Consider the following 14,734-nt stretch of genomic DNA (forward strand, 5'->3'; position numbering starts at 1 on the left):
CTCCTGAACCCGCGAAACCCCGCTGACCGGCCCCGGGCCGAGACGGCAGAATGTTGCCCATGAGCGAGAACGAACCCGTTGTGCAGGGCCCTGAGGGCGAATCCGCGAAACCTCAGGAGGTCGAGCACCGGGAGAGGCCGAACTCACCGGCCTTCCGCGCGTTCATCGCCTCCGGCTGGGCCCCGCGTCCCTCCGAGCTGCCGGCCCGCCTGCCCGCCGCGGCCTACGCCGCCGAGCGCCGGGCCCGCCTGGCCGCCGAACTCCCGGGCGAGCGCCTGGTGCTGCCGGCCGGGGTGTTCCGGGTGCGCAGCAACGACACCGACCACCGCTTCCGCCCGCACTCGGCCTTCGCCCACCTCACCGGGCTGGGCACCGACCGGGAGCCGGACGCGGCGCTGGTGATCGAGCCCACCGCCGAGGGCTTCGAGGCCGTCCTCTACGTGCAGCCGCGGGCCGAGCGCGACTCCGAGCAGTTCTACGCCGACCCCCGCTACGGCGAGCTCTGGGTGGGCGTGCGCCCCAGCCTGGAAGAGGTCGAGGCGGAGACCGGTCTGACCTGCCGCCCGCTGGCCGACCTGCGCGAGGCGGTCACCAAGGACGTGGGTGCGGTGCCGGTGCGGGTGCTGCGCGAGGCCGACCCGGGTCTGGACGAGGCGCTGGCCGAGGCCCGGGAGGCGGCCGGGGTGGACGCCGCCGAGGCGCTCACCGCCGACCACGACCTGGCCCGCATCGTGTCCGAGCTGCGCCTGGTGAAGGACGAGTTCGAGGTCGCCGAGATGCGCCGGGCGGTCGACGCCACGGCCCTCGGCTTCGCCGACATCGTCCGCGCACTGCCCGAGGCGGTGGCCTCGGTGCGCGGTGAGCGGGTGGTCGAGACGGTGTTCGAGAGCCGGGCCCGGCGCGAGGGCAACGGCGTGGGCTACGACACCATCGCCGCCTCCGGCCCGCACGCCTGCACCCTGCACTGGATCCGCAACGACGGCCCGGTGCACGAGAACGACCTGGTGCTCGTCGACGCCGGGGTCGAGGTGGACACGCTCTACACCGCAGACGTCACCCGCACCCTGCCGGTCTCCGGCAAGTTCACCGAGCCGCAGCGCCGGGTCTACCAGGCCGTGCTCGACGCCGCCGACGCCGCGTTCGCCGCCGCCCGGCCGGGCGTGAAGTTCCGCGAGGTGCACGCCGCCGCCATGCAGGTGATCGCCCGCACGCTGGCCGAGTGGGACCTGCTGCCCGGCACCGCCGAGGAGTCGCTGGGCAAGGAGGGCCAGTTCCACCGCCGCTGGATGGTCCACGGCACCAGCCACCACCTCGGCATCGACGTGCACGACTGCGCCCAGGCCCGCAAGGAGATGTACCTGGACGCCGAGCTGCAGCCGGGCATGGTCTTCACGATCGAGCCGGGCCTGTACTTCGGCCCGCACGACCTGCTGGCCCCGGAGGAACTGCGCGGCATCGGGGTCCGGATCGAGGACGACGTGCTGGTCACCGCCGACGGGGTGGAGAACCTCTCGGCCGGTCTCCCGCGCCGGCCGGACGAGATCGAGGCGTGGATGGCCTCCCTGCGCGACTGAACCACCGCCTGACCGGCGGCCGAGCGCCTTCGGTCGCCGACGACGTCCTCGAACAGCCCGCCCCGAAGCCTTCGGGGCGGGCTGTAACGCTTTGGTCGTCCCGGACGATAAGTACGAGGGCGCAGGCCTGGATGACACCGTTCGGCGCACGTGTTCACGCAGCACCGACCTGACGGTCACCCGGTCTTCGGACGGATGTCCAGCTTTCGGTCGGTACTGGTGCTACCCGAGGGTTAGCATGAGCCCGGTCGAACGCCGTTCCGGCCGCCCGTACGGCTGATCAAGGGCGCAGTCGCACGGTCGATGATGCTTTTCGGCGAAGGTCCCGGATGAGGGAGGTGAGATCGGTGCCGTCCAGAGATGACACCCCTGCCAGTACCGACTCCCCCGCGGATCGCGAGCTCCGGGCCGCCGGAGCTCCCACTGGGTTGCGCCTGACCTGACGTAGCCCACCGCGGGTCTGCCTTTGCAACGGGAGGTGACCCCCTCATGGCTCGCACGAACCGCACCGGCCTCGCCCGGTCCCTGGCCCTTCCCCGGCCTCAGCTGCGCAACGTCTACCCCGCGCTGCGCTACGGCCCCCTCGACGTGCTCAAGGAACGCATCGAGCACGAGTCCGACAAGACGGGTGGGCTTCTCGACGCCGCAGTCGACTGGGGTCTGTACTGCAACGGCCGCCGGGTCCAGTCCGGCGACTTCCCGCAGGCCGTCAAAGCGGCCCAGCAGGGCGAGGGTTTCGTCTGGCTCGGCCTGCACGAGCCCTCCTCCGAGCAGCTCGAGCAGCTCGGTGAGGTGTTCTCGCTGCACCCGCTCGCCCTGGAGGACGCGGCCAGCCCGCGCCAGCGGCCCAAGCTGGAGCGGCACGAGAGCGACATGTTCCTGGCCATGCGCACCCTGGCCTACCTCGACTCGACCGACCGCGACGCCGGTGGCGACGTGGTCGAGACCGGCGCCGTCATGGTGTTCGTGGGCGACTGGTTCGTGATCACCATCCGGCACGGCAAGGCCGCCGCGCTGGCCGGCCTGCGCCGCCGGCTGGAGGGCGACCAGGAGCAGCTGGCCCTGGGCCCCTCGGCGGTGCTGCACGCCGTGGCCGACAAGGTGGTCGACGACTACCTGGCCGTGGTCGACGCGGTCCAGCAGGACCTGGAGGAGATCGAGAGCACGGTGTTCGCCCCCCGCGGCAACACCGACATCGAGCGCATCTACCAGCTCAAGCGCGACGTGATCGAGATGAAGCGCACGGTGCAGCCGCTGGCCGCGCCGCTGCGTGAGCTCTCCGAACGGCCGCGGCGGCTGATCCACGCCGAGATCCGCGAGTACTTCCGCGACGTGTCCGACCACCTGGCCCGGGTGCACGAGCAGGTGGCCAGTTTCGACGAGCTGCTCACCTCGATCCTGCAGGCCGGTCTGGCCCGGGTCTCGATCGCGGAGAACGAGGACATGCGCAAGATCTCGGCCTGGGTCGCGATCGCCGCGGTCCCGACCATGATCGCGGGCATCTACGGGATGAACTTCGAGCACATGCCGGAACTGCAGCAGACCTGGGGTTATCCGGCGGTGCTGACGCTGATGGCGACGATCTGCGGGGGTCTCTTCCGCGGGTTCAAGCGCAACGGCTGGCTCTAGATCGAATTATGGACGCTTCTGGGCCTTGGGCGCGCTGGGGTTCGATCACGGACGTCCCCGGCTTGCGAGTGGGGCACGCCCAGCGTGTTGGTGACGGCTGGCTGAGTGGGGTCACTGCGGTGATCCCACCACCCGGCACGGTCGGCGCGGTCGACGTGCGGGGCGGCGGGCCGGGCACCCACGAGACCGACGCCCTCGACCCGACCACGCTGGTGCCCACGGTAGACGCCGTGACCCTCACCGGCGGAAGCGCTTTCGGCCTGGCCAGCGCGGGCGGCGTGCAACGCTGGTGCCTGGAGCAGGGCCTCGGCTTCGCCGCCGGCCCGGTCCACGACCCAACATCGATCCGGGTACCCATCGTGCCCGCCGCCGCAGTGTTCGACCTCGGGCGCGGCGGCGACGTACACGCCCACCCAGACGCCGAACTGGGCTACGCCGCAGCCAGTTCAGCCCGTGACCACACGCCGCGGGGCGTGATCGGGGCCGGCACCGGCGCCATGGCCGCCCGCGGCACCCTGAAGGGCGGCATCGGCACCGCGTCCATCACGCTGCCCGGCGGCGTGATGGTCGGCGCCCTCGCCGTACTCAACGCCATGGGCTCCCCGCTCGACCACACCACCGGCGCCCTGCTCGGCACCGCCTTCGTCCCGCCCGGCCTACCCCGCCCCACTCCCCCGAGCGCCGCCGAAAACGCGGTCTACCTGGCCGAACTCACCTCCGCAGCAGAAACCGCCGCCACCAACACCACCCTCGCCGTCGTAGCCACCAACGCCGCCCTCGACCCGGCCCGGGCCCGCCGCACCGCCACCGCCGCCCACGACGGCCTCGCCCGCTCCCTCGCCCCCGCCCACACCCTGCTCGACGGCGACACGGTGTTCGCCCTGGCCACAGGTCAGGTCGAGGTCGACTTCGGCACCCTGATCGCAGTCCAGGCCGCGGCCGCAGACGCAGTGATGCTCGCGGTGATGGATGCGACGCTGGAGGCGAACGGCATAGACCAGACCGCCTTCGGCGGACTGAGCGCGCCCTCCTACCGAGACCGCTTCCCCTCGTTCACCTTCTGAACCGGACCGCACACTCGGGCTCCATCCCTTCGACCTTCACCCCACCAAGCACCATCTTGTGAAGTTGCCGCGACACACCCACGACAACTTCACAAAATCCAGAAAAAGCCCGCCCCCATCAGGAACCGTGCGTTCAACGACCGGCTCTCGCCAGGCCGCGGGACGAACGAAGAGCGGCCCCTCTTCAGAAGGCAGCCCGAACTATCTACAGCCTGCCTGCGCCGCCACGCGCTGGATCGGTTGCCGCCCCGCGCCAGCTGCCCGTAACCATTTGGCGAACTCTGGCATATGCGTAACGTTTGCCCGCCCGAACGTTACACATCTGCTCGCCAAGCCCTACACAAGTCCGCCGCTCCGGCAGCCCCGCTCAAAACTTGACCGACTGTGCAGCGGCCACGCTTCGGCGCGCCCCCGACTCCCGCCCACTCGTCACGCTTTCCGGCTCCGGCTCCGGCTCCGACGTCGTCTGCGGCTGCGGCTGCGGCTGCGGCTGCGGCTGCGTGGCCTGGCCTGGCCTGGCCTGGGCGGGGGGTCGCTGAGCGAGCGGCATGCGTGATCAGCCCAGCCCAGGCCCACCTGCCCCACCCCGCAACGGCCGGCCGAACAGAGGCCGACGCATGAACCCGCCACGAATCCCGGCTACCCCTGACGCCTTTCCGGCTCCGAACTCAACCGCAGCCAAGTTCCCAAGACCAGCTCACAAGCACACCCGCTCGACAACCCCTGCCCAACACCCGACCACCCCACAAACGGCCAACCGAGCAGAAGCCAACGCATGAACCCACCACAAATCCCAGCTATCCCACGCGCCTTTCCGGCAGCGAGCCCAACCGCAGCCGAGTGACCAAGACTGACTCAAAAGCCCACCGACCCGAAGCCTCCGCCCTAAGCCTGGCCCACGGCGCAACGGCCGACTGCGAGCACTGACCGACGCATCGACTCCCCACGAATCCCGTCTACCCCCGCGCCTTCCGGCACTGAACTCAACCGCAGCCGCGTGACTAGGACCAGCTCACAGGCATACCTGCGACAACCCCTGCCCAACACCCGACCACCCGACAAACGGCCGATCGCGCAGTAGCCGACGCATGCCCCAGCCACGAATCCGGCTACACCTGGCACCTTTCCGACACCGAGCCCAACCGCAGCCGAGTGACCAAGACCGACTCATGAGCATGCCGGCCCGACAGCCTCCGCCCGACACCTGATCACCGCGCATCGGCTGACCGAGCAGTGACCGACGTATCAACTCGCCACGAATCCTGGCTACGCCTCGCGCTTTTCCGGCTTCGAGGTCGATGGCAATCGGGTGACCAAGACCGGCTCACAGGCACGCCGACCCGGCAGTCCCTGCCTCGCACCTGACCACTACGCAACGGCCGGTGCATCGACCGGCCGCGACTCCTGGCTACTCGTCGCGCTTTTCCGGCTCCGAGGTCGGCTGCGGCTGGGTGGCCTGGGCCTGCTCGCGGGCGCGCTGTTCGGCGGCCTCCCGCTCGGCCTGCTGGCGGCGGTGCTTCTCGGCGGCCTCACGGTCGGCGGCTTCGCGTTCTTCGGCGCGCCTGCGCTCGATCATCTCGCTGTAGGTGGGGCCGGTGGGGGCCTGCTGCGGCACGTCCTGCGGGGCAGGCTGGCCGGGCTGACCGGGCTGACCCGGCTGGCTGTACTGGCCGGGGCCGGGCTGACCCGGGGTGCCGTACTGACCGGGGGCAGGCTGGCCCGGGGTGCCGTACTGGCCGGGGGCGGGCTGGCCCGGCTGGCCGTACTGACCGGGGGCGGGCTGACCGGGCTGGTTGTACTGGCCAGGGCCGGGCTGACCGGGGGCGGGCTGGCCGTAGGGGCCGGGCTGCTGGGGGCTGCCCCAGGGCTGGCCCCACTGGTTCTGCGGCGGGTAGGGCTGGCCGTACTGCTGCTGGGGGTGCTGCTGCTGGGGGTACTGCCCGGGGTAGGGCTGGTGCGTCGGGGAGACGGTGGTGTCGGGGCGGTCGGGGCGGCTGCGGGGGCCGCCCTCGTCGGCCAGCTTGCCCAGCAGCTGACGCGCTGCCCCGGCCTGCTCGCTGAGGCACAGCACCCGGTACTCCCCTGCCACGATCTGGCTGGTGGAGGTGAAGTCGCGGCGGCCGCCGGTGAACGCGTAGGAGATCAGGCCGAACAGGCCGCCGAAGGCCGCACCGATCAGCATCGCGGCCAGCACGCTGAAGCCCTCGGCGCTGCCGAACAGAGAGATCAGCAGCCCGACGAAGAGACCGAACCAGGCGCCCGAGAGCATGCCCGCGATCGCCACCCGGGAGTAGGTGAGGCGGCCGGTGACCCGCTCGACCATCTGCAGGTCGACCCCCACGATGGTGACCGCCTGGACCGGGAAGTGGTTGTCGGACAAGTAGTCGACAGCACGCTGCGCCTCGACGTACGTGGCGTACTGCGCGATGGTGTCGCCACGGGGCGGGGTGGGCAGCCCGGTCTGCGACTGCGACCGGAGCGAACTGAGGTTCGACATGGTGATCATTCTCCCCGATCCCGCGGCCCCGGCGCATCCGCGCCCGGGACCACCGGGATCTCTTCAGGTGACTCGCAGTGTTCAACGACCGGAGCCGCCCGGGGAGTTTCCGCCCAGGCCGGTTGTCAGCCGAAGGCGGAATCCGCCCGCGTCAGGAGGTCGCGGCCTTGGCCGAGCCCTTCTCGGTGGTCTCGCCCGTGGTGCTCAGCACGCCACCGGCGTTCTCCAGGTGGGCCCGGACGAACCAGTGGAACTGCTCGATCTCGTGCAGGTGCCCGATCAGCAGGTCGTTGGTGACGTCGTCGAGCTCCTCGGTCTCCTCGGCCGCCTTACGGATGCTCTGGATCACACCGACGTACACCGCGTCGAGGGCGGCCAGGTGCTCGATCGCACCGGCCCGACCGATCGAGTAGTCGTCCCAGTCGCGCTGCTCCACCAGGGCGCCGGGGGTGCCCTGCGGCGAGCTGCCCAGGGTGGCGATCCGCTCGGCCACGTCGTCGGCGTAGCCCCGGATCGTCTCGACCTGCGGGTCGATCATCTCGTGGACCGAGATGAAGTTCGGCCCGACCACGTTCCAGTGCACGTGCTTCAGCGTCAGGTGCAGGTCGTTGTAGGTGTTCAGGATGCGCTGCAGCGCCGCGGCGGCGGCCGCCCCCTGCTCGATGGTCAGGCCCGGCACCGTGTAGCTGGGCGTGCCCTGGAACGCGTCCGGCTGGTTCGGGCTGATCTGCGTCGTGGTGAGCTGTTCCTTGCTGCTGGTGGAAGAGGTCGTGGTAGCCATGCGAAAAACGCTATGACCGCTGTCGTTACCACGCAGGTCGAGACGCCGGGCGCTCAGCGGGCGTACTCCTCCAGCAGCCGGCGGCCGATCACCATCCGCTGCACGTCGGCCGTGCCCTCGCCGATCAGCAGCATCGGGGCCTCCCGATAGAGCCGCTCGATCTCGTACTCGCGCGAGTAGCCGTAGCCGCCGTGGATCCGGAACGCGTCCTCCACCACCTGGCTGCAGTACTCGGCGGCCAGGTACTTGGCCATGCCCGCCTCGAGGTCGTTGCGGGCGCCGGCGTCCTTCACCTGGGCCGCCCGGACCATCATCTGGTGCGCCGCCTCGACCTTCACCGCCATCTCGGCGAGCCGGAACTGCACCGCCTGGTGGTCGGCGATGCGCCGGCCGAAGCTCTCCCGCACCTGGGCATAGTCGATGGCGAGCTGGAAGGCGCGCAGAGCCACCCCGCAGGCCCGGGCGGCCACGTTCACCCGGCCCACCTCGACCCCGTCCATCATCTGGTAGAAACCCCGCCCCGTGACCCCGCCGAGGATCTGCTCCTCACCCGTGCGCCACCCGTCCATGATCAATTCGGTGGTGTCGACGCCCTTGTAACCCATCTTGTCGATCTTGCCCGGCACACTCAGGCCGGGCGCCACCTCGCCGAACCCGGGCTCCTTCTCGACCAGGAACGTGGTCATCCCCCCGTACCCCTCACCGGTCCGGGTCAGCACCGCCACCAGGTTGGCCGTGGCGCCGTTGGTCAGCCACATCTTCTGGCCGGTGAGCGACCAGCCCGCGCCCTCCGGCACCGCCCGGGTGCGGATCGCCGCGACGTCGGACCCGCAGTGCGGCTCGGACATCGAGAAGGCCCCCCGCACCTCTCCGGTGGCCATCCGGGGCAGGTAGCGCCGCTTCTGCTCGTCGGTGCCGTGCTGCTGAAGCATCCAGGCGACGATGAAGTGGGTGTTGACGATGCCCGAGACGCTCATCCAGCCCCGGGAGAGCTCCTCGACCACCAGGGCGTAGGTCAGCAGCGACTCCCCGAGCCCGCCGTACTCCTCGCCGATGGTCAGGCCGAAGACGCCCATCTGCCGCAGGCCCTCGACGATCTGCGTGGGGTACTCGTCGCGGTGTTCCAGCTCGGTGGCGACCGGGAGGATGCGCTCGTCGACGAAGGCCCGGACGGTGCGCAGGATCTCCCGCTGCTCGTCGCTCAGCCCCTCGGTGCTCTGCAGACGCCCCATTGCTTCTGCTCCCGTCACTTGGCCGGACTTTGTACGGCCAAATGTACGTCCGCTCACCCGAACGGGTGCACACGCTGCGAATGTGAGCGACACCACTTCGTAACGCGGCGGCTCCTGCAGGTGACCGTTGAGTAGCAGGAATTCGGGCCGCAGGCTGCAGGTTCCCCCTAGGCGTGGCTCGACCTGGCCGCCCGACCAGTGACGCGGCGAGACCAAAGCAGCGCTTTGGTCGTCCCAAATCCTGGACTTGCTCGTTGACGATCCCGTTATGTGAACGTACGGTCAAGAAAACCATCCAGAGCGGCCGAGAGACCTGGCTCCAGGACGCCGCAGCAACCACCCGCCCCACCCGGGGCGGCGCCGGTGCTACCGCCAGGACCGATGGAGGAGAACATGCCAGCGCAGGTGTCGCCCCGAGGTTCCACGATCAGCTCCGCCCCCCGGCCGAGCCTGACCCGACGGGCCTACGTCGACCTGCTCCGGACCGCGAGCGCAGCCTGTCGGTGACCTAGCCGGCCCGATCCGCGCTCGCCCCACTGGAACACCAGCACGTCACCCCCCGGTGACGCCGCGACAGTCCGCGGCCTCCGGCGGCTGGCGCACGCGGTTCTGGGGTGCGCGCACCACAACCCGTCATCAGACCGTCACCCGGAGGAACCGCTCGTGAGCACCGACACCGCGCAGATCGGCGCCGGTACCGTCTTCCCGCCCCGACCCAAGCGCTCGGAGGGCCAGTGGGCCCTGGGCGAGACCACCCCGCTCACCCCGAACGAGGAGTGGAAGGCCAAGGAGGGCGGCCTGGCCGTCAAGGACCGGGTCTTCGAGACGTACGCGAAGCAGGGTTTCGACAGCATCCCCGGGGACGACCTGAGGGGCCGGATGCGCTGGTGGGGTCTGTACACCCAGCGGCGTCCGGGGATCCCGGGCGGGCGGACCACCTCGCTGGAGCCGCACGAGCTGGACGACGAGTACTTCATGCTCCGGGTGCGCACCGACGGCGGTGCCGTCGACCTGAGGCAGCTGCGCACGCTCGCCGACATCTCCACCCGTTACGCGCAGGACACCGCCGACGTCACCGACCGGCAGAACATCCAGTACCACTGGATCCGGATCGAGGACATGCCCGAGATCTGGACCCGGCTGGGCGATGCGGGTCTGATCACCACCGACGCCTGCGGGGACACCCCGCGCGTGATCCTCGGCTCGCCGGTCGCCGGAGTGGCCGCCGACGAGATCATCGACGGCACGCCCGCGGTGGAGAAGATCCGGGAACTGTTCGTCGGGGACGAGGAACTGCAGAACCTGCCGCGTAAGTTCAAGACGGCGATCAGCGGCAACCCCAACCAGGACGTGGCCCACGAGATCCACGACGTGGCCTTCGTCGGGGTCGTGCACCCCGAGCACGGGCCGGGTTTCGACCTGTGGGTGGGCGGCGGGCTCTCGACCAACCCGATGCTCGGCAAGCGGCTGGGCGCCTGGGTGCCGCTGGACGAGGTGCCCGACGTCTGGCACGGCGTGATCAAGATCTTCCGGGACTACGGCTACCGCCGGCTGCGCTCCCGGGCCCGGCTGAAGTTCCTGATGGCCGACTGGGGCCCGGACGTGTTCCGTGAGGTGCTCGAGCAGGAGTACCTGGGCCGCAAGCTGATCGACGGCCCGGCGCCGGAACTGCCGAAGGGCCGGCACGACCACGTGGGCGTGCACCGGCAGAAGAACGGCAAGTTCTACGTCGGGGTGGCCCCGGTGGTCGGCCGGATCAGCGGCACGGTGCTGGCGAAGCTGGCCGACGCGGCCGAGGCGGCGGGCAGCGACCGGCTGCGGTTCACCCCGCAGCAGAAGATCGTGATCCTCGACGTGGTCGCCTCGAAGGTGCCCGACCTGCTCGACGCGCTCGAGGAGATCGGGCTCACGGCCCGGGCCTCGGCGTTCCGGCGGGGCACCATGGCATGCACCGGGATCGAGTTCTGCAAGCTCGCGATCACCGCCACCAAGTCCACCGCCACCACCCTGGTGAGCGAACTCGAGAACCGGCTGGCCGACGTCCCCGAACTGTTCACCCTGGACGGCCCGGGCCTGACGATCAACATGAACGGCTGCCCGAACTCCTGCGCCCGGGCCCAGATCGCCGACATCGGCCTGAAGGGTGTGCAGTTGCCGAACCCGGCCGACCCGCAGGGCGAGACGGTCGACGGCTTCCAGATCCACCTCGGCGGCGGGCTCGGCGCGCACGCCGGTTTCGGCCGCAAGGTGCGCGGTCTGAAGACCACGGCGGCCGACCTGCCCGACTTCGTCGAGCGGATCGTGCGCACCTGGCTGAAGCAGCGCACCGACGACGAGTCGTTCGCGGCCTGGGTGGTCCGGGCCGACGAGGCGGACCTGAAGTGAGCTCGGACGCGCGGACGGTTCCCTACTGCTGCCCGTTCTGCGGTGAGGAGGACCTGCGGCCGGTCGCCTCCGGATCGGTCGACGGCCTCACCCGCGGTGGCTGGCACTGTCGTAACTGCCTGCGCGTCTTCAGCCTCTCGTTCCACGGACTGCACCGTCCGGAGCAGCTCGGAACCCCTGTTCCCGGTACACGTTCCACGCCCGCAGGGTCCCCCGGCCCTCGCACTGGAGAGTGACATCATGATCGGATCCCTGATCAGCCGGCCCGAGGACGTCGCGGCCGCGCTCGAGGAAGACCCGCGTGCCTTCGCGGCCGAGGCCAACCGGGTGCTCGAGGGCGCCGACCCGCTCACCGTGCTGGGCTGGGCCGGAAAGGCTTTCGGCAAGAGCCTGGTGATCACCGCGTCGATGGGCGACACCGTGCTGGCGCACCTGACCTCGCGGGCGGTGCCGGGCACCGACATGCTCTTCGTCGACACCGGCTACCACTTCGCCGAGACGGTCGGCACCGCGGCCGCGGTCCAGCACTCCTACCCGCTGCGGATGCTCAGCATCCGCCCTAAGGATTCGGTGCAGGAGCACGAGGCGCAGCGCGGAAAGCTGTACCAGACCAACCCGGACGCCTGCTGCGCCATGCGAAAGGTCGCCCCGCTGAACAATGCTCTGCGGGGTTACCGGGCCTGGGCCACCGGTCTGCGGCGCAGCGAGTCCGAGGCCCGCGCCAACACCCCGATCGTGCAGTGGGACGCCAAGCGCGACCTGCTCAAGCTGGCGCCGATCGCGACCTGGACCGACGAGGACGTGGACGCCTACCAGGACGCCCACCCCGAGGTGCTGAGCAATCCCTTGCTGCAGATGGGTTATCGCTCGATCGGGTGCGGCCCCTGCACCCGCGCGGTGGCGCCGGGTGAGGACGCCCGGGCCGGCCGCTGGGCCGGGCGCGCCAAGTCGGAGTGCGGAATTCACCTGTAGTAAAACGAATGTGGGACGTCGGTGAGCCGACCGCTCGGAGGCTCACCGACGTCCCACATTTGTTTTTGTTTCGGTTCAGTGCTTCTGCTTACCCAGCTCACGATCGAACTCGGTGTCGAAACGCTCGAGGATGACCTGGATCTCGGGGCGGGCCAGCGCCTCCTCGACCCGCTCGACGCTCTCGCCCACCTCGCCCTGCGGCTTCAGTTCGGCGTCGGTGACCTTCTCGTCCTCCGGCTTGCCGAACGTGTTCCGGGCGAACTTGACCGCGGCCGGGGTGAGCTTGCGGCCCTGGGACAGCCCGTCGGCGATGGCGGCCGAGAGCAGCCGCAGGTCCATCCCCTGCAGCGCCTCGTCGTAGGCCCGCCGCACCAGCCGGGCCTCGTCCTTGCGCCGGTCCTCTTCGGTCTGGTCGCTCAGGTAGCCCTGGGCCAGGGCGCGGTGCACCGCGCGGGAGAGCAGCACGACCTTCATCACGTCGGTCGGCACCCCCTTCACCGCGCCGAAGATCTTCACGTACTTGCGCACCGGGAAGAGGATCACCCGGCGCGGCACCGAGCGCACGTACTTCATCGCCTCGTGGAAGACCCCGCCCGCGTCGGCCCCCTCGTAGAGCGCCGCCACCTGCCGGGAGGGGTAGCTGCGGCCGCCGGCGCGCAGCGTGCGGACCACCGCGACCTGGGTGGCGCGCAGATGGATCGCGTCGTCGAGCAGCGGCACCGGGACGAACCGGGTGGCGGCCACGGCGATGCCGCAGACCACGGCCTGGCCGACCAGGGACGCGGGTGGCTTCACGGCCTCTGCACTCATGTCGTTCAACCTACTCGCGGATGAGGGGGCAGCATGTCAGCGTGGACAACGCACCCGAATCGCACCCGGTTCCGGCGCTGCCGCATCCCTTGACGGGGCAGCGTTTCCCATCTCCGGTGCCACCCGGCACCGGCTGGCCCGAGGATCCGGCCACCGCCGACACCCCGGTAGCCCGCCGCGACTCGTCCGTACGCAGGCTTTCCCGCAGCTCAGGAAACCTTGCCGAGCTCGAGGCGCGGCAGTCGGTCTGCGCTGCCTGCCCCCGGCTGGTGAGCTGGCGGGAGGAAGTTGCCCGTATGGGTCGGCGCGCCTACCGAGGGCAGCCCTACTGGGGGCGGCCGATTCCCGGCTGGGGCGATCCGCTGGCCTCCCTGCTCGTGGTGGGCCTCGCTCCGGCCGCCCACGGGGGTAACCGCACCGGCCGCGTGTTCACCGGAGACCGTTCCGGCGACTGGATCTTCGCGGCCTTGCATCGGGCCGGTTACGCGTCGCAGGAGCGCAGCGAGATCGCCGGGGACGGGCAGTCGCTGTCCGAAGTGCGTATCGCCGCCCCAGTGCGCTGCGCGCCGCCGGACAACAAACCGCTGCCGTCGGAGCGGGATGCCTGCGCGCCGTGGCTGGACCGGGAATTGGAACTACTGCCGCACCTACGGGTGATGCTGGCCCTCGGTACCTTCGCCTGGGACAGCGCCCTGCGGGCCGCCCGGCGGGCAGGCTGGACGGTCCCCGTGCCCCGACCTCGCTTCGGGCACGGCGCCCAGGTGGAACTGCTCCGGCCCGGAGCCCCTGGGATCTGGCTGGTGGGCTGCTACCACGTCTCCCAGCAGAACACCTTCACCGGCCGGCTCACCGAGGAGATGCTCGACTCGGTGATCGCCCAGGCCGGCGCCCTGACCCGCTCGTGACCCGCTGTCCGACAAGGAGAATCGATGATCCGCCCCCGCCGCTCTGCACTCTACATGCCCGGTGCGAACGAGCGTGCCCTGGAGAAGGCCAAGTCCATCCCCGCCGACGTGCTGGTGCTCGATCTGGAGGATGCCGTTGCGCCGGACGCCAAAGCGGCTGCCCGAGAGCGGGTCTGTGCCCTGGTGGCCGACCGTGCGTACGGGGAACGGGAAGTGGTGATCCGGGTGAATGCTCCCGGAACCCCTTGGCACGCCGACGATCTGCGGGCGGTGGCGCAGGCCGGCCCATCGGCGGTGTTGCTTCCGAAGGTCTCCACCCCGCAGACCGTGCTTGAGGTCGAACAGGCCCTGAGCCCGGGGCCGGAGATCTGGGCGATGCTGGAGACCCCGGCGGCGGTGCTGGCGGCCGCGCAGATCGCCGCTGCCTCGGAGCGGCTCACGGTGCTCGTGCTCGGCACCAACGACCTGGCCAACGAACTGCGGGCCGAGCCCGTCCCCGGCCGGGCGCCGCTGCTCACCGCGCTGAGCCTGGCCCTGCTCGGGGCCCGGGCGGCCGGCAAGGTGATCCTCGACGGGGTCTACAACGACCTGAAAGACGCGGCCGGTTTCGAGGCCGAGTGCGTGCAGGGGCGTCAGCTCGGGTTCGACGGCAAGACGCTGATCCATCCCTCCCAGGTGGAGCCGTGCAACCGGGTGTTCGCGCCCTCGGCCGAGCAGGTCGCCGAGAGCCGCGAGATCCTGGCCGCCTGGGACGAGGCGCTCGCCGAAGGACGAGGGGTGGCCACCGTGCGCGGGCGCCTGGTGGAGAACCTGCACGTGGCGAACGCGCAGCGGATCCTGGCGATGGCCGAGGCCCTGACCTGAGCGCCCTGGCCTGAGGGCGGG

Annotated in this window: 11 protein-coding genes; 7 read left to right on the top strand and 4 right to left on the bottom strand. The window is 70.6% G+C overall.

The features are described 5' to 3' along the window. Positions 1-59 precede the first annotated feature (59 nt). The 3 genes from LWF15_RS05345 (at position 60) to LWF15_RS05355 (ending at position 4,267) form a co-directional block, all read left to right on the top strand. Positions 60-1,574: an aminopeptidase P family protein gene (locus LWF15_RS05345; RefSeq protein ID WP_232809233.1), complete on the top strand. Its 1,515-nt coding sequence runs from the start codon at positions 60-62 to the stop codon at positions 1,572-1,574. Positions 1,575-2,063: 489 nt separating this feature from the next. Continuing rightward, positions 2,064-3,203 carry a magnesium/cobalt transporter CorA gene (gene corA / locus LWF15_RS05350; RefSeq protein ID WP_232809234.1) on the top strand — a complete coding sequence of 380 codons (1,140 nt, stop codon included), beginning with the start codon at positions 2,064-2,066 and terminating at the stop codon, positions 3,201-3,203. Positions 3,204-3,211: 8 nt separating this feature from the next. Next, the gene (locus LWF15_RS05355) at positions 3,212-4,267 is read left to right on the top strand and encodes a P1 family peptidase (RefSeq protein WP_232809235.1); all 1,056 of its coding nucleotides are present in this window, start codon (positions 3,212-3,214) and stop codon (positions 4,265-4,267) included. A 1,408-nt stretch (positions 4,268-5,675) separates the two neighbouring features. On the opposite strand, the gene LWF15_RS05360 is transcribed toward LWF15_RS05355, so the two are convergent. The 3 genes from LWF15_RS05360 to LWF15_RS05370 form a co-directional block, all read right to left on the bottom strand. Then, positions 5,676-6,764 carry a general stress protein gene (locus LWF15_RS05360; RefSeq protein ID WP_232809494.1) on the bottom strand — a complete coding sequence of 363 codons (1,089 nt, stop codon included), beginning with the start codon at positions 6,762-6,764 and terminating at the stop codon, positions 5,676-5,678. A 151-nt stretch (positions 6,765-6,915) separates the two neighbouring features. Then, positions 6,916-7,545 (bottom strand): Dps family protein, encoded by a 630-nt coding sequence (locus tag LWF15_RS05365; RefSeq protein ID WP_232809236.1) that lies wholly within the window; start codon positions 7,543-7,545, stop codon positions 6,916-6,918. 53 nt (positions 7,546-7,598) lie between these two features. After that, complete coding sequence (locus LWF15_RS05370; protein WP_232809237.1) at positions 7,599-8,777, bottom strand: acyl-CoA dehydrogenase family protein; 1,179 nt, start codon at positions 8,775-8,777, stop codon at positions 7,599-7,601. A gap of 663 nt (positions 8,778-9,440) precedes the next feature. Between LWF15_RS05370 and LWF15_RS05375 the strand changes: the two genes are divergently transcribed. Together LWF15_RS05375 and LWF15_RS05380 are read left to right on the top strand one after the other, a co-directional pair. Then, positions 9,441-11,162 (top strand): nitrite/sulfite reductase, encoded by a 1,722-nt coding sequence (locus LWF15_RS05375; protein ID WP_232809238.1) that lies wholly within the window; start codon positions 9,441-9,443, stop codon positions 11,160-11,162. Between the two features lie 240 nt (positions 11,163-11,402). Then, on the top strand, positions 11,403-12,134 hold the full coding sequence (locus LWF15_RS05380; RefSeq protein ID WP_232809239.1) for a phosphoadenylyl-sulfate reductase: 732 nt from the start codon (positions 11,403-11,405) through the stop codon (positions 12,132-12,134). 75 nt (positions 12,135-12,209) lie between these two features. Here LWF15_RS05380 and LWF15_RS05385 read toward each other — a convergent pair whose 3' ends face one another. After that, positions 12,210-12,944, bottom strand: a complete 735-nt coding sequence (locus tag LWF15_RS05385; protein WP_232809240.1) for a hypothetical protein — start codon at positions 12,942-12,944, stop codon at positions 12,210-12,212. 41 nt (positions 12,945-12,985) lie between these two features. Here LWF15_RS05385 and LWF15_RS05390 point away from each other — a divergent pair, with 41 nt between their 5' ends. Both LWF15_RS05390 and LWF15_RS05395 read left to right on the top strand, forming a co-directional pair. Next, the gene (locus LWF15_RS05390; RefSeq protein WP_232809241.1) at positions 12,986-13,849 is read left to right on the top strand and encodes a uracil-DNA glycosylase; all 864 of its coding nucleotides are present in this window, start codon (positions 12,986-12,988) and stop codon (positions 13,847-13,849) included. Positions 13,850-13,873: 24 nt separating this feature from the next. Then, positions 13,874-14,713, top strand: coding sequence for an HpcH/HpaI aldolase/citrate lyase family protein (locus LWF15_RS05395; protein ID WP_232809242.1), 840 nt, complete (start codon positions 13,874-13,876; stop codon positions 14,711-14,713). Positions 14,714-14,734 lie beyond the last annotated feature (21 nt).

The organism is Kineosporia rhizophila (assembly GCF_021277265.1).
GTDB classification, from domain to species: domain Bacteria; phylum Actinomycetota; class Actinomycetes; order Actinomycetales; family Kineosporiaceae; genus Kineosporia; species Kineosporia rhizophila.

Bases quoted from the DNA above. Each gene is read 5' to 3' on its own strand.
- corA (WP_232809234.1), top strand. From the start codon at position 2,064: ATGGCTCGCACGAACCGCACCGGCCTCGCCCGGTCCCTGGCCCTTCCC.
- LWF15_RS05385 (WP_232809240.1), bottom strand. From the start codon at position 12,944: ATGAGTGCAGAGGCCGTGAAGCCACCCGCGTCCCTGGTCGGCCAGGCC.
- LWF15_RS05345 (WP_232809233.1), top strand. From the start codon at position 60: ATGAGCGAGAACGAACCCGTTGTGCAGGGCCCTGAGGGCGAATCCGCG.
- LWF15_RS05370 (WP_232809237.1), bottom strand. From the start codon at position 8,777: ATGGGGCGTCTGCAGAGCACCGAGGGGCTGAGCGACGAGCAGCGGGAG.
- LWF15_RS05360 (WP_232809494.1), bottom strand. From the start codon at position 6,764: ATGTCGAACCTCAGTTCGCTCCGGTCGCAGTCGCAGACCGGGCTGCCC.
- LWF15_RS05380 (WP_232809239.1), top strand. From the start codon at position 11,403: ATGATCGGATCCCTGATCAGCCGGCCCGAGGACGTCGCGGCCGCGCTC.
- LWF15_RS05395 (WP_232809242.1), top strand. From the start codon at position 13,874: ATGATCCGCCCCCGCCGCTCTGCACTCTACATGCCCGGTGCGAACGAG.
- LWF15_RS05355 (WP_232809235.1), top strand. From the start codon at position 3,212: ATGGACGCTTCTGGGCCTTGGGCGCGCTGGGGTTCGATCACGGACGTC.
- LWF15_RS05365 (WP_232809236.1), bottom strand. From the start codon at position 7,545: ATGGCTACCACGACCTCTTCCACCAGCAGCAAGGAACAGCTCACCACG.